Origin of the sequence: Streptomyces sp. OR43, from assembly GCF_008042275.1 — a bacterium.
Classification (GTDB): Bacteria; Actinomycetota; Actinomycetes; order Streptomycetales; family Streptomycetaceae; genus Streptomyces.
This window is the reverse complement of the sequence record NZ_RDBK01000001.1, coordinates 114,296-131,050: the sequence shown is the minus strand read 5'-3', so window position 1 is coordinate 131,050 and position 16,755 is coordinate 114,296. Positions and strand designations below refer to the sequence as shown.

Below are 16,755 nucleotides of genomic sequence, written 5' to 3'. Positions count from 1 at the left end.
CCGGCGGGCCGCAACTACCGGCTGCTGACCGCCGCCGCGATCATCACCGGCCTGGGTACCCATGGCGCGCTGATCGCGGCGGCGTTCGCGGTTCTGCAGTCCGGCGGCGACGGCGGGGACGTCGGTCTCGTGGCCGCCGCCAGGACCGCACCGCTGGTGCTCTTCCTGCTGATCGGCGGGGCGATAGCCGACCGGCTGCCGCGCCACCGTGTGATGGTCGCGGCCAACACCCTGAACTGTGTCTCCCAGGGCGTCTTCGCCTGGCTGGTCCTGGCCGGTGACCCGCAGCTCTGGCAGATGATGCTGCTGACCGCTCTGTGCGGGACCGGTCAGGCCTTCTTCAGCCCCGCGGCCGAGGGCATGCTGATGTCCAGCGTCAGCGGTGAACAGGCGAGCCGCGCCTTCGCCCTGTTCAGGATGGCCATGCAGGGCGCGGCCATCGGCGGCGCGGCGCTCGGCGGGGCGATGATCGCCGCGATGGACCCGGGCTGGGTGCTGGCCGTCGATGCCGCCGCCTTCGCCCTGGCGGGGGCGCTGCGCGCCTTCCTCGACGTCAGCCACATCCCCGCCCGCGAACCGGGCGGCGGCCTCCTCGCCGATCTGCGGGACGGCTGGCAGGAGTTCATCGGGCGCCCGTGGCTCTGGTCCGTCGTGGCGCAGTTCTCGGTGGTCGTCGCCGCGGTCGGGGCCGCGGAGGCGGTCTACGGGCCACTGGTCGCCCGGGACGAGCTCGGGGGCGCGCGCCCCTGGGGTTTCGCGCTCGCCGCGTTCGGTGTCGGCACCGTGGCCGGGGGGCTGCTCATGGTCCGGTGGAAGCCGCGGCGGCTGCTGCTCGCCGGAACGCTCTGTGTCTTCCCGCTCGCCCTGCCGTCGGCGGGGCTCGCCGTCCCGCTGCCCGTGGAGGGGCTCTGTCTGGTGATGTTCGTGAGCGGGGCGGCCATCGAGGTGTTCGGCGTCTCCTGGATGACGGCCATGCACCAGGAGATCCCGGAGGAGAAGCTGTCCCGCGTCGCGGCGTACGACTGGTTCGGCTCGGTCGCCATGGTGCCGCTCGCCACCGCGCTCGCCGGCCCGGTGGAGTCGCTGGTCGGCCGCAGCCAGGCGCTGTGGGGCTGTGCGGCCCTGGTCGTCCTGGTCACCGCCGCGGTGCTGTTCGTACCGGACGTGCGCAATCTGACCCGCCGGGCCACGTCCACCGAGGTGCTCGCCAAGGTCCCGCCGGCATCAGCCGATGCTGAAAGCCCCGTCGGGCGGCTCGGGTGAGGCGACCGCCTCCTCGTCGCCCACCGGCCGCGCGCCCTTGAGGAGCCCGGCGACCGCGTCTCCGTACGCGACCCTGGCCGCGAACGCGTCGGCGGCGCAGCGGCGGGTGAGCGCGGCCGTGTCGAACGGCTCCCGTGACGCGACGAGGACCACGTTGCCGAACCGCCTCCCGCGCAGCACACCGGGCTCGGCGATCAGGGCCAGCTCCCCGAAGACGGTCGCGAAGGTCGCCAGCTGCGAGCGCAGGAAGCCGAAGGGCGCCCCGTCGGCCAGGTTGGCCGCGTAGATCCCGTCCGCGCGCAGGGCCCGCGCCGCGGCCGCCGCGTAGGGCACGGACGTCAGGTGGGCCGGTACCCGTGAGCCGCCGAAGACGTCCGCGATCACCAGGTCCACCGAGCCGGGTTCCGTCTCCTCCAGCTGCTTGCGGGCGTCCGCCGCGTGCACGGTGATGCCGCTGCCCTCGGGCAGCGGCAGGTGTTCCGTGACGAGACCGAGCAGCGCGCGGTCCGCCTCGGCGACGTCCTGCCGGGAGCCGGGCCGGGTCGCGGCGACGTACCGCGGCAGGGTCAGGGCGCCACCGCCGAGGTGCAGGACGTCCAGTGGCGCGCCAGCTGCGGCCGCGCAGTCCACGACGTGGGCCAGCCGTCGCGCGTACTCGAACTCGAGGTGCTCCGGCGCGTCCAGGTCGACGTACGACTGGGGTGCGCCGTCGACCGTGAGCAGCCAGGCCCGCTCCCGGTCCACGTCGGGAAGCAGCCTGGCGGTGCCGTGGTCCACGTCGCGGATGACGGGTATCGACTCGTTCACGACACCATTGTGCGGCGTGGGATCAGCTGTTCCTGACCGCGGCGACGGCCTTGCGTGTGCGCTGCCGACCGGGCCGGGGCCTGTCGTCACACTGCCGTCGTCGCCCGAAGGGCTGCCGAGCTGCCGAGCTGCCGAGCTGCCGATGATCACATCGGCGGTGGACAGGTCCGGTCCCGCTTTCGCGAGGCCGTGCAGGATTCCGGTCTCCCGGGCGCTCCCGGTGATACCCCCGGCACCGGGCACCCGTGCTGTCTCTGCCGTGCCGTCAGTCGGGCGCATGCCGGCGGGTCCGCCGCCCGTGCGGGCGGCGGACCCTGAACGGCCGTACCTCTCAGAGCAGTCCGGTGACGGTGCCCGCGCCGACGGTGCGGCCGCCCTCACGGATGGCGAAGCCGAGGCCGGACTCCAGCGGCACGTCACGGCCGAGCTCCACGGTCATAGTGACCGTCTCACCGGGGCGCGCGACCGCCGCCGCACCGAGGTCCACATCGCCGACGACATCGGCGGTGCGGATGTAGAACTGCGGCCGGTAGCCGGTGGTGACCGCAGTGGTGCGGCCGCCCTCGCGCCCCGACAGGACGTACACCTGCGCGGTGAAGCGCCTGCTCGGTGTCAGGCTGCCGGGAGCGGCCACGACGTGCCCGCGTCGCACCCGGTCGCGCTCGACACCGCGCAGGAGCAGCGCGACGTTGTCGCCGGCCTCGGCGGACTCCATCGGCTTGCCGAAGGTCTCCAGACCCGTCACGACGGTCTCGATGTCCGCACCGAGCACGGACACCCGGTCGCCGACGCGCACGGTGCCGCGCTCCACGGCGCCGGTGACGACGGTGCCCCGGCCGGTGATGGTCAGGACGTTCTCCACCGGCAGCAGGAACGGCGCGTCGGTGTAGCGCACCGGCATCGGTACGTACGTGTCGACGGCGTCGAGCAACGCCTCGACGGCCGAGACCCAGCGCGGGTCGCCCTCCAGCGCCCGCAGGCCCGACACCCGTACGACGGGCACGGTGTCGCCGCCGTACCCGTGCGCGGACAGCAGCTCGCGCACCTCCAGCTCGACCAGGTCGGTCAGCTCGGGGTCGCCCGCGTCCGCCTTGTTGAGGGCGACCACGATGTGGTCGACACCCACCTGACGGGCGAGCAGCACGTGCTCCGCCGTCTGCGGCATGATCCCGTCCAGCGCGGAGACGACGAGGATCGCCCCGTCGAGCTGGGCGGCGCCGGTGACCATGTTCTTGATGTAGTCGGCGTGTCCGGGCATGTCGACGTGCGCGTAGTGCCGGGTGCCGGTCTCGTACTCGACGTGCGCGATGTTGATCGTGATGCCGCGTTGCGCCTCCTCGGGCGCCCGGTCGATGCGGTCGAACGGGACGAACGTGCCGGTGCCCCGCTCGCTGAGGACCTTCGTGATGGCGGCGGTCAGGGTGGTCTTGCCGTGGTCGACGTGGCCCATGGTGCCGATGTTGAGGTGCGGCTTGGTGCGCACGTATGCCGTCTTGGGCATGGTGGATTCCTTGGGATGCGAAGCTGGAGAGGGGACCCCGGGGCCCGGCCGACCCTCCCCTTGCGGGGTCCGCCGGACAGTCGGGGGAGGGTCAGCTTCGGGCGCCGCCGAGGGGCGCTGCGGCAGCGGTGCACGCTGCGGCGACATCTGCTGCGAGGGGGCTCACGGCAGCCTTCGGCGTGTCCGCGACTGCGGACTGCGCTGCGGGGAAGGCGTACCGGAACATGGCTCGATCATCTCCGATGCCCGTCGGCCCGTCGAACGAATTTCTGCGGACGGTACGGGGGTTGGCCCGGGCGCTCCTCAGAGGTGCTTGGTGGCCTCTCGTACGGACAGGGGTGACAAGCGGCCCCGGTTGGCCTCGACGAACTCCCGTACCGCCTGCGGGTCGGTCTTGGCGTACTCGCGCAGGCACCAGCCGATCGCCTTGCGGACGAAGAAGTCGGGATGGTCGGCCCGGCGCAGACAGTGGGCGAAGAGCCGGCGCCCGTCGGTGGCCTCCTTGAAACGGAGCTGGTGCAGCAGCGCGGTGCGGACGATCCAGAGGTCGTCGTCCTCGATCCACTCGTCCATGGTCCGCCGCAGCTCCGGGTCGGCGGCCACCAGCGGCCCCGCGACATGGGCGGCCAGGAGGTCGACGGTGTCCCACCAGGGCACGGTGGTGACCAGATGGCGCAGGACCGGAACGAATCCGGACGAGCAGCGTGCGACGTGCCGGCGCAGGTAGTCGGTGGCGAAGTACTGGTACTCGCGCTCGGGCAGCGCCCAGCAGCGCAGCGCGATCGCGGCGCAGTCCGTCTCCGCGGGGCGCGCGGTGCCCTCGAGGACGGACCGGGAGAGGGCGCGGCGGCGGGGCGTGGGAATGCCGAGGAACGGTGCGATCTGCTTCATGTACGCGGCGTTCGACCGGGCGCGTACGGGGTCGGCGGCCGCGGGGTACAACAGGGTCAGCCGCTCCAGCACCGTGTCGGCGAGAACGCTGGGGGGCAGGCCGGGGGCCGGTGCGGGGCGCTCCGCTGCCGGTTCGGCTCCATGACTCATAACGGTCACATTACGGCGATCACATAAGAGATTCGGTTACTCTCCCCGAATGCTCGACCCCGTCCCCGTTCCTGCCGCCCAGCCCGCCGGTGGCCTCGCCGTGCGCTGCACGCGGGTGCTGCTGTCGCCCTGGTCCCGGTTCTCCCTGCTCGTGGCCGTCCTGCTGGCCGCCGCGTCGACGATGCTGCTCCTGGAGCCCCAGCGGCTGCTGGCCTCGGGCTGGCCCGCCCAGCTGAGCGGCGGCGCCGCCGCGGTCATACTGTTCGGCCTCGCGTACGGCGTGTGCACGGTGGCCTTCGTACCGAGACCGCTGCTCAACCTGGCCGCCGGTGCGCTGTTCGGCTCGCAGGCGGGGCTGGCGGCGGCCCTGGCGGGCACGGTGCTGGGCGCGGGCATCTCGTTCATGCTCGGCCGGGTACTGGGTCAGGACGCGCTGCGTACGCTGCTGCGCGGGCGCTGGATGCGCGCGGCGGACGGCCAGCTGAGCAGGCACGGCTTCCGCTCGATGCTGGCGCTGCGCCTGTTCCCCGGGGTGCCGTTCGCCGCGGCCAACTACTGCGCGGCCGTCTCTCGCATGGGGTACCCGCCGTTCCTCGTCGCGACGGGCCTCGGGTCGATCCCGAACACGGCGGCGTACGTCGTGGCGGGGAGCGAGGCCGCCTCGCCCACATCACCGGCCTTCCTGGCCGCGATGGGCTTCATCGTGCTGACGGGCGCCGGCGGGGCCGTCGTCGCCTGGCGGCGGCGCCACCGCCTGGGCGCGGAGTGAGGGAACGGCCTGCGCGGGGGCAGTCGTCCCTCCGTTCATCCGGGGGCGATACGCTGCCCGCGACCGACTGACGATCTCCGGGCCCGGTGCGGCCCTGTCATCACACGACCGCAATCCGCACGCAGCCGACGGCTCTCCGCCGTCGGCCGATGCATGATCATTCCGGGATGGCCCAAGCCCCATGAGCTGGTTCGAATCGTTCGTCCTCGGCCTCGTTCAAGGACTGACCGAGTTCCTGCCGATCTCCTCCAGCGCGCATCTGCGGCTCACCGCGGCATTCGCCGGCTGGCACGATCCTGGCGCGGCGTTCACCGCGATCACCCAGATCGGCACGGAGGCGGCAGTTCTCATCTACTTCCGCAAGGACATCGTCCGCATCGTCTCGGCGTGGTTCAAGTCGCTGACGGACCGTTCGATGCGCGGCAACCACGACGCGCAGATGGGCTGGCTGGTCATCGTCGGCTCGATTCCCATCGGCGTGCTCGGCGTGACGTTCAAGGACCAGATCGAGGGACCGTTCCGCGATCTGCGACTGATCGCCACCACGCTGATCGTGATGGGCATCGTCCTCGGCGTCGCCGACCGCCTGGCCGCCCGGGACGAGACCGGCGGCAAGCACCGAGCGATCAAGGAGCGCAAGTCGCTCAAGGAGCTCGGTGTCAAGGACGGCCTGATCTTCGGCTTCTGCCAGGCGATGGCCCTCGTCCCGGGCGTCTCCCGCTCCGGCGCGACGATCAGCGGCGGTCTGCTCATGGGGTACACCCGTGAGGCGGCGGCGCGCTACTCGTTCCTGCTCGCGATCCCGGCCGTGCTCGCCTCCGGTGTCTTCGAGCTGAAGGACGCGGGCGAGGGGCATGTGTCCTGGGGGCCGACGATCTTCGCGACGTTCATCGCGTTCGGTGTGGGATACGCGGTCATCGCGTGGTTCATGAAGTTCATCACGACCAAGAGCTTCATGCCGTTCGTGATCTACCGGATCGTTCTGGGCATCGTGCTGTTCATCCTGGTCGGGGCGGGGTCCCTGAGCCCGCACGCGGGTGAGTCCGCGGGCTGAGCCGTTGGAGGCCGAAGTGACCGGGCCCGGCGGCCAGTCGATGCCTCGCCGGGCCCGGGGACGCCACAGGGGCCCGTCGTCAGCGATCCGGCCACCGGCACGACCGCAGCCGGTCAACGGCGCTTCGGGCCTTCCGCGCGCGGCGGCTCCCTCACCCGCTGCCTCCGGCCGAGACCTCCGGCGGTGCGACGTGCACCGGCCCCGACTGCGAACGGCACGAAGAGCCCGATCCGGGTCGCGAAGCCGTAGTCCCCTGGCCCAGAGGCGAGTTGGGGCCCGTTCGCTACGCTGAGCCGGTCAGGGGATCGGCGCTCGGACAGCCCTCCCGTCCCTCGCGAGTCGGCAAGAGGTCGCTGTCATGAGTCCCGCACCACGGAGCACGTGCTCCACGGCCGGCTGCCCGGGCGTCCGCATCCCGGATCAGGGCTATTGCCTGATGCACGTCGCCGAAGAGGATCGCGCAGCATACTTCGCCGGGCTGTCCCCCGGCTCCCCCATCGATCACCGGTGCACCCACTTCCCCGACCACCTTCTCCCTCGCCTGATGGAGGCCCTCTACGACCCCGAAGCCGGTTGCGCCCGAATCGGCGAAGCCGACTTGAGAGGGGCAGAGTTCGAACAGGCCGACTTCGACAGGGCGATCTTCACCGGGACCGTCAGACTCAGCGAGGCAAAATTCTACGAAAGGGCCTCATTCAACGAGGTACAGTTCCTCGGCAATGCCTGGTTCGACGGAGCTCATTTCCATAAGGTCGCCGGATTCTCCGAAGCACGGTTCTCCGGGCAAGCCGGGTTCGGCACGGCGAAGTTCGATGCCCAGGCATCCTACGACCAGGCACAGTTCACCGGCCTCGCCGCTTTCGACGACGCGCGGTTCTCCGGGGCAGCCAGATTCTACGGAGCGAAGTTCGACGGACAGGCCGTGTTCATCGGAGCCCGGTTCTCCGGCAGCGCCGGGTACACCGCGGCACAGTTCTCCAGTCACACCGAATTCGGAGGGGCAGAGTTCGCAAGCGACGCCGGGTTCAACTCGGCAGTCTTCTCTGCGCCGGCCAGGTTTGCCGGAGCTCGCTTCTCCGGCACGGCACACTTCGTCATGGCGAAATTCTCCAGCGATGCCCACTTCGGCGCGGCGATATTCTCCGGTGAAACCGCATTCGACGGGGCACAGTTCTTCGGCGCCGACTTCAGCGGCGCACTCTTTTCACTGACGACCCAGTTCGGGCCATTGGAGTGTGCCAGGGAGATCGATCTGTCCGGCGCGGTGTTCGAGGTTCCGGTCTCACTGGAGATCGCTGCCGTCGCCGTGCGTTTCGAGCGGACCCGTTGGGAATCGACGGCAACCCTTCGACTTCGCCACGCCACGGTGGATCTGAGCCATGCGGTGCTGACCAATCCGGTGGCGGTCACGGCCCATCCGGCACTTTTCCGCAGGGGCGGGATCGAGGTGAGGGAGAACCTGCTCCGGGCTTCCCGAGGCGGGGTGCGGGTGTCCTCGGTGCGCGGGGTGGATGCCGCGCACCTGGTCCTGACCGACATCGATCTCGTCGACTGCCTGTTCGCCGGGGCCTTCCATCTGGACCAGCTCCGTCTGGAAGGCCGCTGCACCTTCGCCTCCACGCCCACCGGCCGGCACCGCCGCTACCTCGTCTGTCCGTACCGGTGGAGCAGTCGGCGCACCCTGGCCGAGGAGCACCACTGGCGCGCCCAGGTCGCCGGCCAACCCGCACTGCCGGACGGCCGGCCGCCCTCTCCCCGCGTATGGCGCACCGGACCGAACCACTCCAGCCCGACCCTCACCCCGGACCCGGAGGACGTGGCAACCCTCTACCGGCAGCTGCGCAAGGCGTTCGAGGACGGCAAGAACGAACCAGGGGCAGCCGACTTCTATTACGGCGAGATGGAGATGCGCCGCCACGACCGCGTCGATACGACGACCGGCGAGCGCTTCCTTCTCCGAGGGTACTGGCTGCTCTCCGGCTACGGCTTGCGCGCCTCGCGCGCCCTCGGCTGGCTGCTCGCAGCCATGGCCGTCACCATCGTGCTCATGATGGGCCTCGGCCTCCCCGACTCGTCCCCCGAGCAAGTCGCCACAGGTACGGTCCCCGCCGGCGGGGGACGGGTGAGCCTGACCGTGGACAAGGAGGACCCACGGCTGACGTTGCCCGTTGCCGATCGGTTCACCGGGGAGCGCGTGGACAAGGCCGTGCAGGTGGTCCTGAATTCCGTCGTGTTCCGTACCAGCGGCCAGGACCTCACGACCTGGGGCACCTACACGGAGATGATCAGCCGCTTCCTGGAACCGGTCCTGCTCGCGCTGGCCGCCCTCGCCATTCGAGGCCGCATCAAACGCTGACGGAGCTCCCCCTGCCCTGTGCGCGCCTCAGCCGAGGACAGCGGCCTCAGCGGTCCCGGGGGCGGCCCGTGGCCCCGCAGCTCCCACCGGAGGGCGGTACTCGCGCGGACAGCCTGCGCGCGGGCAGGCCCATGCCGCACCGTTCCGCCGCGCGCCGGGTCGCATGCCGCCGTCCGGGCGTACTGCGGTGCTCGCGCCGCCTGATCCGTACCCGCGCCCGAACCGGATGCGGGCAGGGGCGTCCGGGGCCACGCTGGAGGTATGGCTACTCCCCCGATTGTCATCCACCGGCCGACGCCGTCGGGCGCCCGGCTCGTCACCGTGCACATCGCCGGCCGCGAGGAGCGGCTCGGGCTCGCGCACAGCGATCACGATGTCATCGTGTTCCTCGCCGACGCCGGGATGGCGGACCCCGCACGGGCCCTGGACACCCCGTCGCTCGTCGAGTGGCAGGGCGCCGCCGCCCACGACTTCGCAGCGGCCTGAGCGCGCACCGGGCTGCGTCGGCCGGTATGGGCCGGGCTCCGTCGGCAGGTCCCGGGTGCCCGGACGCCGCGCTGCCCCCGTACGCGCCCGAGCGGGTACGAGGGCGGCGTGGGCCCCGACGCGGGTGATGTCACTCGGTCTCGGCGAAGGGCGGAAGATCGGGTTCGACGAACAGCCCCTGGTAGCGAGGTGTCGGTACGGCCTCGGCACGGCCCGGGGCCTCGGACACCGAGCCCGCCGCGCTCTCGTCCGAGCGCCGCTGAACCTGGCGGGGCGGGGTATCAGCCATCGGGGTCTCCTGTTGCTTCGCAGTTGCTTTGAGGGCCCCGGGACGCCGTCCGGTCCTTCGGAACGAGGCGGCGACGGGGTGTGGCACCGTCCCGGCCCCACACCCACCAGGGCACCGGTATCCGACGAGGCATGCTGAGAGTATCCGTTGTCCCGGGCCCGGCCGTCGCCGCCGTCGCCCGGTGTGCCCGCCATTCGCCTGCACAGCCGTGTCAGCGGGCGTCGCGGTCCTCCTGCCAGCGGGTGTACGGGATGCGGGAGATCTCCCGTACGCCTCCGAAGGTGCCCCATTCGTCCTTGCCCAGCCGGGTCAGCGGACGGAGTGCGGTGACTTCCGGATGCCCGTCCGTCATGACGTCCTCGTCGACCGCGGCGTGCACCACCCGCCCGAACACGACGGTGGAGTCGCCGAGCAGGACGGTGCTGTGCAGCACGCACTCGAGCGCGACCGGAGCCCCCGCCACGCGCGGCGGCTCCACCCGCAGGCTGGGCTCCCGCTCCACCCCGACGGCCTCGAACTCGCTGATGCCGCGCGGGAAGTCGGTCGCGGTGGCATTGATCTGCTCGAAGAGGTGTTCCGGGGCGAAGTTCACGACGAAGGAGCCCGTCGCCTCGATGTTGCTCAGGGTGTCCTTGCGCCCGACCGACGTGAACTGCACGACGGGCGGGCTGACGCACGCGATCGTGAAGAAGGAGTGGGGAGCCAGATTGGCCGTCTCGCCGTCCGGGGTGATCGTGGAGACCCACGCGATGGGCCGGGGAACCACCACGGCGGTGAGCAGCCGGTAGAACGTGCCGGTGTCGGTGGCGCCGGGATCGAAGTCGATACGCATGACGCCGAGTATGCCGAGCACGGCGTCCGGCTCTCCCGTGGTTCCGCGCCTCCGCGTCCCCCGGCTCCGCCGCCCTCCTACACCTCGGTGTCCCCCGGGCCGCCAGGCCCCTCGGAACCGAACTGCTCCGCCCTCAGCGCCAGGTCCTGGAGCACATCGGCGGACGACACGTCCGTCTGCCCCGAGTCGTGCACCTGCGCCAGCATCGCGAACGCCAGGGTGAACGCCCCGACGAGTTGCTCCACGGCCCCGCCCACCTCCCGGCCGACCAGAACCACCACGTCCTCGATCGTGGCGTCCTCGGGGATGGCGATCCGTGGCATCGTCTCGTTGAGAAGTGCGGTCACCACGGTCGAATCGGTGCTGGGGTCGTCACGGTCCGGGTCCTCCTCCAAGAGGCGGCGCATCTCGCCCGCTTCCGTGAGGATGCCGATCACACGTTTCACGACTTCGCTCTGCTCCATCCCGCGAGCATAGGCGCAGGCGCACCGGCCGACGAGGACAACCGGCGTCCGGCGTCAGCCGTGCCGGACCGGCGTACGCCGCCCCCGTCGCGCCTCCCCTGCGACGGGCCCCGACCCGCCGTAGCGTACGAGGCAGGCCGACCGGGTCCGGAGGAACGGGCCGGGGGCCTGCGGGCGCCCAGCGGCCGCGGCAGGCACCACCGCACCCAGGAGGCATGCATGTCCGGAACCGGGCTTCCCGTGATCGCCGCGGTCGACGGGTCCACGCACAGCGACGACGCGCTGGACTGGGCGGCCCGTGAGGCGTCCGGCCGGGCGCTCGCGCTGACGATCGTTCATGTCCGCCTCCTGACCCGGCGTACCGGCCAGGAGGCGCAGCAGCGCGAGGCGGAGGAACTCCTCGCCCGGTCCGTACAGCGCGTGCACCGGATCGCTCCCGGGCTGCGTCCCACGACACTCGCGCCGCTCGACTTCCCCTCGGCCGCCCTCGTCTCGCTCAGCCGCGACGCGTCGTTGGTGGTGGTCGGTTCCCGCGGACTGGGCGGGTTCCGCTCCCTGATACTGGGCTCCAACAGCCTGGCGACCGCCGCGATGGCCATGTGCCCCGTGGTCGTCATCAACGGCGGACGGCCGGACGAGGAGCCGGACGGGAGCGCTCCGGTCTTCCGGGACATCGTCGCGGGGGTGGCCGCGGACGAGAGCAGCGAGGCGGTGCTGGAGTTCGCCTTCGAGACGGCGGCGGCCCGGCCCGGTGCGCGGCTGCGGATCGTGCACGGCTGGACGATGTTCTCGTCGATGCTCTCCGGCGGCCCCGTCTTCGACCGGGACGCCGCGGCCGGCTCGGCGGAGCGGTCGCTCGCCGAGCTGACAGCGGGCCGGCGCGAGAAGTATCCGCAGGTCGAGGTCGTGAAGGAACCCGTCCACGGCTCCGCGTCACGCACCCTGGTCACCGCGTCGGCTACCGCGGCCCTGACGGTGATCGGCCGGCGCAGAGGCGGCGAGGCCCTCGGTCTCGGGCTCTCCCCGGTCGCGCAGACCACACTCACGCACGCGCTGGGTCCGGTGGCCGTGGTCCCCTGCTGACCTGCCGCGCGGCCGCGCCACCGGGCCTTCGGGCGGACGTCTCCCGGCCGGATCCCGCCGTCCGCGGGCCGCCGCAGGCGCACGGCACTTGGCCCCTGGCGCCCGGGGGCCCACACTGACCCGATGACGCAGCGTGTGGATCTCTCGACCGTGATGGACCGGCTCTCCATCGATGCAGTGATCACCGGCTACGCCGTGGCGGTGGACGACGGTGCGTGGACGGACTACCGGGCCCTGTTCACCGCCGACGGCCGCGCCGACTACCGGACCGCGGGCGGCATCGAGGGCCCCGCCGCCGAGGTCGCGGACTGGCTCTCGGAGACCATGCTGCTCTTCCCCGTACGGCAGCACCTCATCGTCAACCGGCGCCTGGATCTTCAGGACCTCGGCGGCTATCCGGGCGACCGTGCCGGGCTGCAGGCCGACTACATGAACCCGATGCGGCTCGTGGGCGGACCGGAGGCGGAACGGGGCGGGGACACCGGCTCGGCGGACCGTCCGACCGCCCCGAACTTCGTCTCCGGCGGGCGCTACGCCTTCGAGCTGCTGCGTACCGACGGTGGCTGGCGGATCCAGGGCGTGACGGTCCATGAGAAGTGGCGGGACCTGTCGGGCTCCCTCGCCGCGGGATGATCCGGCGGGCGAACTGCCTGGTGAACCGCTCCGACCCGCCCGCACTGCCCCACACTGGGGGAACGACAGGGGAAACGGAATTCCGGACATGCCTGCCATCCGGCAGGCCGAGGAGGCGCGGTATGCCGAGCGGGGTCGTGGGGCGCGCACGGGGCGAACGGATACTCGCCTCGTCCTTGTGGCGCGGTGGTGCCGCGCTCCTGGCCGGTGCGCTGCCGGCCCTTGCCTTCCCCGCACCGGGACTGTGGTGGTTCGCGTACGTCTCACTGGTCCCGTTGCTGCTGCTGATCCGGTCAGCCGGCACGGGGCGCGGAGCGGCGTGCGAGGGCTGGCTCGGCGGGGCTGGTTACATGCTGGCCGTCCACCACTGGCTGATGCCGAGCCTGCATGTGTTCATCGTGGTGCTGGCGGCCCTGCTGGGTCTGCTGTGGGCTCCGTGGGGGCTGCTGGTCTTCCGGCTCCTGCGCCGGCCGGTGTCCGGTGCGCGCGTCGTGGCGGCCGTGGTCGTGGTGCCGTGCGGCTGGCTGATGATCGAGACGGTCCGGTCCTGGGAGGGCCTCGGCGGCCCCTGGGGGCTCCTCGGCGCCAGCCAGTGGCAGGTGCCGCCGGCGCTGCGGCTGGCGTCGGTGGGCGGGGTGTGGCTGGTGAGCCTGGTGGTGGTCGCGGTGAACACGGCTCTCGCCCTGCTGCTCACGGCTCCCGCCGCCCGCGCGGTGGCCGTCGCCACGCTGATGGCGGGCTCCGTGGCCGTGGGCGCGGTGTGGGTGTGGGCGCCACAGCCCGAACCGTCCGGGACGGCACGGATCGCCGTCGTGCAACCCGGTGTCGTCGAGGGGCCCGGCAGCGTGCGGCGGAGGTTGGCGCGCAGCGAGGAGCTGACGCGCTCGCTGGCGGGCCGGGATCTCGACCTGGTCGTGTGGGGTGAGAGCAGCGTCGGCGTCGACCCGGTCCGGCGGCCCGACGTGACCGCCAGGATCGCCGCGCTGGCGCGCCTGGTCGGCGCGGACGTGCTGGTGAACGTGGATGCCCGGCAGACCGACGCGTCGGGGCGGACCGGAATCTTCAAGAGCGCTGTGCTGGTGGGTGCCCAGGGGCTGACCGGGGACCGTTACGACAAGATGCGCCTGGTTCCCTTCGGCGAGTACGTCCCCGCCCGCTCGGCGCTCGGGTGGGCCACGTCGATGGGCAAGGCGGCGGGCGAGGACCGACTGCGCGGCACGGGCCCCGTGACGATGACGCCGCCCGGCGCGCACGGTCTGCGCATCGGTCCGCTGGTCTGCTTCGAGTCCGCGTTCCCCGACATGAGCCGGCGGCTGACCCGTGACGGCGCGCGGATCCTGGTCGCCCAGTCGTCGACGTCGTCCTTCCAGCACGGCTGGGCGCCCGGCCAGCACGCCTCGCTGGGGGCGCTGCGGGCCGCCGAGAACGGCCGCCCGATGGTGCACGCCACGCTCACGGGTGTGAGCGCGGTCTACGGCCCCCGGGGGCAGCGTGTCGGGGCTCCGCTCGGTACGGACACGAGCGGTGCGGCGGTGTACGGCGTGCCGCTGGCCCGGGGCACGACGCTGTACGTCCGGCTGGGCGACTGGCCACTGTACGGCGCACTGGGCGTGCTGGCCGCGTTCTTCGCCTGGGAAGGTCTTCGGGCGGTGCGCGGGCGGGAGCGGGCGGAGCCGGTCGCCCCGGTGGGCGCGGCAGGTGGTGCGGGGCCGGTGGGCTCGGCCCGTACGCCGGCCGCGGAGGCCCCGGCGGAATCGGCGCCTCGCTGAGCCCGGTCGTCAGACGGTGGCGCGGCCCGGTCCGTGCACCGTGACGATGTCGCCCATGGCGTCCACGGTGAGCGCGACCCGTTCGACCTTGCTGGTGACGCCGAGGACCAGCCAGACCGCGCCCCAGAGGAAGCAGGTGAGGGCCGTGAGCACGGCGTGCAGCACATGGTTGGGCGGCCGGCCCCGGACCATGACGACCTGGGTCTCGGAGCGGGACTCCACCCGCCAGCCGCTCGCGATCCGCTGGTTGACCGCCCAGTCGAGGATCAGGGCACGCTGCATGGCGTCGGGCGGGCGCCCGTCGGACGAGTAGTACCCCGGAGGCGGCTGGAGCGCGCCCCAGCCGTCCGGCTCGCGGTGGGACTTCACGAGGTCACCTCCACGGGCCGACGGTCCATCCACCCAGCCTGCATCGGTGCCGTCGCGCACGCATCCGGAGCCGTTCCGGAGGCTGCGCGGAGAACCTCGTCCGGCTCGTGGACGGTGTGCGCGACCAACCGGAAACCCGCGGGACGCCGACTCGTAGACGCTGTGCGCGACCAACCGGAGACCCGCGGGACGCAGGCGTGCGGGCTACGCGCAGTCGAGGTCCCGCAGGACGCGCTCGCACAGCTCGTGCGTCTCCAGGGCGTCCCGGGCGCTCAACGGCTTCCCGGCCCGGACGGCGTCCAGGAACGACCACACGCTCTGCTCGATACCGCGCTGGCGCGCCACCGGCACCCAGTCGCCGCGCCGCCGCACGCTCGGCTGGCCCTTGTGGTCGATGACCTCGGCGAGGTTGACCACTTCGCGCTTGGAGTCCTGGCCCGAGACCTCCAGCCGTTCCTCGGTCGAGCCGCTGAGCCGGTTCATCGCCCCGATGGCGGTGAAGCCGTCCCCCGAGAGCTGGAGCACGACGTGGTGCATGAGACCGTCACGGATCCTGGCCCGGACGACGGTGTGCTCGACCGGCCCGGGAACAAGGAAACGCAGCGTGTCGACCACGTGGATGAAGTCGTCGAGGACCATGGTCCTCGGCTCCTCCGGCAGCCCGACCCGGTTCTTCTGCATGAGGATCAGGTCGCGGGGGTGCTCGACGCATTGCGCGTAGCCGGGTGCCACCCGTCGGTTGAAGCCGACCGCGAGGCTGACACCGCGTGCCTCGGCGAGTTCCACCAGGCGCTCGGACTCGGCGAGTTCGTAGGCCAGCGGCTTGTCGACGTAGGTGGGGACACCCGCTTCGAGCAGCCGTCCCGCGATCTCCGGGTGCGCGGCGGTCGAGGCGTGGACGAAAGCCGCGTCCAGGCCCTGGGCGAGCAGCGAGTCGAGGTCGGCGTGGCACCGGTCGGCCGGGATGCGGTGGGCGGCGGCGACCGTGGCGAGGGTGGCGGGGGTGCGGGTCTGGAGATGCAGCTCGATCCCCGGCAGGGTGGTGAGTACCGGCAGATACGCCTTCTGCGCGATGTCGCCGAGCCCGATGCAGCCGACCTTCACAGGGTCTCCTTCTCGCTGTTCAGCGCCGCACGTCGCGGCCCTCCTCCGTGGAGGCCGACCACGGCCGGGCCCTGCGCTTCCTTCGTCCCGGCAGCATACGTGTGCGGCGCCGGCCGCCGGTCGGCGATGCCGTCGAAGGTGCCCGGGACGAGTCCCGGTCCGAGCCGGGACAGGGTGGACATCACGAAGTCCCGTACGGCGACGGCGGGGGCGGAGCGCGGCCCCATCAGCCGGGTGTCCTGTGCGGGCTTGCGGACGACGGCGGTGGTCCGGGCAGCCGGTCGGCGGTGTACCCGGCCGGATCGCCCGAACCGGAACGGCACGCCCGGTCGCTCTCCGCCCGGTGCGAGGGCCGCTGCAGTCGGGCGCGGCGGGCTCCCCCCACCGCTCCGTCCCGACCTGGGTGGAACTGCGCGCCGGCTTCGGCGCACTGCTGCGCGGGAAGTCGGGCAGCCGAACGGGGCGCGGTCGCCGACCACCGGCGACACGCGGGGGCGTCATGCTGACCGGGTCACTCGTGCGGGCCAATCCGGGCCTTGGGATGCCCCCGACGGGCCGCCCGCACCGCAGAGTTGATCAGGTGCATCGAACCAGAACCACCGCGAAACTCCTGGTCGGCGTGGCGGTCACGGCCCTGTCCGGGTGTGTGTCCGTACAACCGGAGCCGGGCGCCCCGGCGCGCCCGGAGAGCAGTCGGCCGGCGCAGCACCTGGCCCCGCAGATGATCCGGCCCCCGGTACGCGACACGCTGGAGGCGCTGCCGGATCCGAAGGATCCGAAGCCCTCGGCCGCCAAGGCGTCGCCCCGGACCGCTGCGACGCCTCCGGCAGCGCGGCGCTGCTGCGGGGGTCTCGGGTCGGCGCGCCGCGCTCCGCCCCCGCCGTCGCCGTACGGGACTTCGTGATGTCCACCCTGTCCCGGCTCGGACCGGGACT

At 72.3% G+C, this 16,755-nt stretch carries 17 protein-coding genes; 8 read left to right on the top strand and 9 right to left on the bottom strand.

From position 1 onward, the window contains the following. Nucleotides 1-1,263: MFS transporter (locus EAO72_RS00620; RefSeq protein WP_148015507.1), on the top strand; the 1,263-nt coding region annotated here is incomplete at its 5' end. On the opposite strand, the gene EAO72_RS00615 is transcribed toward EAO72_RS00620, so the two are convergent. The 3 genes from EAO72_RS00615 to EAO72_RS00605 all read right to left on the bottom strand — a co-directional run bounded on the left by EAO72_RS00615 (nt 1,225) and on the right by EAO72_RS00605 (nt 4,612). Beyond that, nucleotides 1,225-2,070, bottom strand: a complete 846-nt coding sequence (locus EAO72_RS00615; protein WP_148015195.1) for a spermidine synthase — start codon at nt 2,068-2,070, stop codon at nt 1,225-1,227. The two genes, EAO72_RS00620 and EAO72_RS00615, sit on opposite strands and share 39 nt — an antisense overlap. Before the next feature lie 331 nt (nt 2,071-2,401). Then, entirely contained in the window at nt 2,402-3,571 is a 1,170-nt protein-coding gene (tuf, locus tag EAO72_RS00610) for an elongation factor Tu (RefSeq protein WP_148015194.1), read from the bottom strand. A gap of 303 nt (nt 3,572-3,874) precedes the next feature. Further along, on the bottom strand, nt 3,875-4,612 hold the full coding sequence (locus tag EAO72_RS00605; protein WP_148015193.1) for a DNA alkylation repair protein: 738 nt from the start codon (nt 4,610-4,612) through the stop codon (nt 3,875-3,877). A gap of 49 nt (nt 4,613-4,661) precedes the next feature. Between EAO72_RS00605 and EAO72_RS00600 the strand changes: the two genes are divergently transcribed. From EAO72_RS00600 to EAO72_RS00585, 4 genes are all read left to right on the top strand, one after another. After that, entirely contained in the window at nt 4,662-5,381 is a 720-nt protein-coding gene (locus EAO72_RS00600; protein WP_148015192.1) for a TVP38/TMEM64 family protein, read from the top strand. A 181-nt stretch (nt 5,382-5,562) separates the two neighbouring features. Then, a complete protein-coding gene (locus EAO72_RS00595; protein WP_148015191.1) occupies nt 5,563-6,435 on the top strand; it encodes an undecaprenyl-diphosphate phosphatase in 873 nt (290 codons plus the stop codon). A gap of 544 nt (nt 6,436-6,979) precedes the next feature. Further along, nucleotides 6,980-8,791 (top strand): pentapeptide repeat-containing protein, encoded by a 1,812-nt coding sequence (locus EAO72_RS00590; protein WP_261991254.1) that lies wholly within the window; start codon nt 6,980-6,982, stop codon nt 8,789-8,791. Nucleotides 8,792-9,052: 261 nt separating this feature from the next. After that, complete coding sequence (locus EAO72_RS00585; protein ID WP_136326307.1) at nt 9,053-9,277, top strand: hypothetical protein; 225 nt, start codon at nt 9,053-9,055, stop codon at nt 9,275-9,277. 130 nt (nt 9,278-9,407) lie between these two features. Here the strand turns inward: EAO72_RS00585 and EAO72_RS41740 are convergent, their stop codons facing one another. The 3 genes from EAO72_RS41740 to EAO72_RS00575 form a co-directional block, all read right to left on the bottom strand. After that, nucleotides 9,408-9,566 (bottom strand): hypothetical protein, encoded by a 159-nt coding sequence (locus EAO72_RS41740; protein ID WP_187284883.1) that lies wholly within the window; start codon nt 9,564-9,566, stop codon nt 9,408-9,410. A 211-nt stretch (nt 9,567-9,777) separates the two neighbouring features. After that, complete coding sequence (locus EAO72_RS00580) at nt 9,778-10,398, bottom strand: flavin reductase family protein (protein WP_148015189.1); 621 nt, start codon at nt 10,396-10,398, stop codon at nt 9,778-9,780. A gap of 77 nt (nt 10,399-10,475) precedes the next feature. Then, a complete protein-coding gene (locus EAO72_RS00575) occupies nt 10,476-10,862 on the bottom strand; it encodes a hypothetical protein (protein WP_148015188.1) in 387 nt (128 codons plus the stop codon). Nucleotides 10,863-11,081: 219 nt separating this feature from the next. Between EAO72_RS00575 and EAO72_RS00570 the strand changes: the two genes are divergently transcribed. The 3 genes from EAO72_RS00570 to lnt all read left to right on the top strand — a co-directional run bounded on the left by EAO72_RS00570 (nt 11,082) and on the right by lnt (nt 14,347). Further along, entirely contained in the window at nt 11,082-11,945 is an 864-nt protein-coding gene (locus EAO72_RS00570) for a universal stress protein (RefSeq protein WP_148015187.1), read from the top strand. A gap of 123 nt (nt 11,946-12,068) precedes the next feature. Then, complete coding sequence (locus EAO72_RS00565; protein ID WP_148015186.1) at nt 12,069-12,578, top strand: nuclear transport factor 2 family protein; 510 nt, start codon at nt 12,069-12,071, stop codon at nt 12,576-12,578. Nucleotides 12,579-12,700: 122 nt separating this feature from the next. Next, a complete protein-coding gene (lnt, locus tag EAO72_RS00560) occupies nt 12,701-14,347 on the top strand; it encodes an apolipoprotein N-acyltransferase (protein WP_148015185.1) in 1,647 nt (548 codons plus the stop codon). Between the two features lie 9 nt (nt 14,348-14,356). Here lnt and EAO72_RS00555 read toward each other — a convergent pair whose 3' ends face one another. The 3 genes from EAO72_RS00555 to EAO72_RS00545 all read right to left on the bottom strand — a co-directional run bounded on the left by EAO72_RS00555 (nt 14,357) and on the right by EAO72_RS00545 (nt 16,143). Next, nucleotides 14,357-14,716 (bottom strand): hypothetical protein, encoded by a 360-nt coding sequence (locus EAO72_RS00555; RefSeq protein WP_148015184.1) that lies wholly within the window; start codon nt 14,714-14,716, stop codon nt 14,357-14,359. A 204-nt stretch (nt 14,717-14,920) separates the two neighbouring features. Continuing rightward, complete coding sequence (locus tag EAO72_RS00550; RefSeq protein ID WP_148015183.1) at nt 14,921-15,820, bottom strand: Gfo/Idh/MocA family protein; 900 nt, start codon at nt 15,818-15,820, stop codon at nt 14,921-14,923. Next, on the bottom strand, nt 15,817-16,143 hold the full coding sequence (locus EAO72_RS00545) for a hypothetical protein (RefSeq protein ID WP_148015182.1): 327 nt from the start codon (nt 16,141-16,143) through the stop codon (nt 15,817-15,819). The genes EAO72_RS00550 and EAO72_RS00545 overlap by 4 nt, the downstream gene beginning before the upstream one ends. Nucleotides 16,144-16,755 lie beyond the last annotated feature (612 nt).

Coding starts and splice junctions, on each gene's coding strand:
- tuf (WP_148015194.1), bottom strand. CDS start 3,571: ATGCCCAAGACGGCATACGTGCGCACCAAGCCGCACCTCAACATCGGC.
- EAO72_RS00605 (WP_148015193.1), bottom strand. CDS start 4,612: ATGAGTCATGGAGCCGAACCGGCAGCGGAGCGCCCCGCACCGGCCCCC.
- EAO72_RS00600 (WP_148015192.1), top strand. CDS start 4,662: ATGCTCGACCCCGTCCCCGTTCCTGCCGCCCAGCCCGCCGGTGGCCTC.
- EAO72_RS00595 (WP_148015191.1), top strand. CDS start 5,563: ATGAGCTGGTTCGAATCGTTCGTCCTCGGCCTCGTTCAAGGACTGACC.
- EAO72_RS00590 (WP_261991254.1), top strand. CDS start 6,980: ATGGAGGCCCTCTACGACCCCGAAGCCGGTTGCGCCCGAATCGGCGAA.
- EAO72_RS00585 (WP_136326307.1), top strand. CDS start 9,053: ATGGCTACTCCCCCGATTGTCATCCACCGGCCGACGCCGTCGGGCGCC.
- EAO72_RS41740 (WP_187284883.1), bottom strand. CDS start 9,566: ATGGCTGATACCCCGCCCCGCCAGGTTCAGCGGCGCTCGGACGAGAGC.
- EAO72_RS00580 (WP_148015189.1), bottom strand. CDS start 10,398: ATGCGTATCGACTTCGATCCCGGCGCCACCGACACCGGCACGTTCTAC.
- EAO72_RS00575 (WP_148015188.1), bottom strand. CDS start 10,862: ATGGAGCAGAGCGAAGTCGTGAAACGTGTGATCGGCATCCTCACGGAA.
- EAO72_RS00570 (WP_148015187.1), top strand. CDS start 11,082: ATGTCCGGAACCGGGCTTCCCGTGATCGCCGCGGTCGACGGGTCCACG.
- EAO72_RS00565 (WP_148015186.1), top strand. CDS start 12,069: ATGACGCAGCGTGTGGATCTCTCGACCGTGATGGACCGGCTCTCCATC.
- lnt (WP_148015185.1), top strand. CDS start 12,701: ATGCCGAGCGGGGTCGTGGGGCGCGCACGGGGCGAACGGATACTCGCC.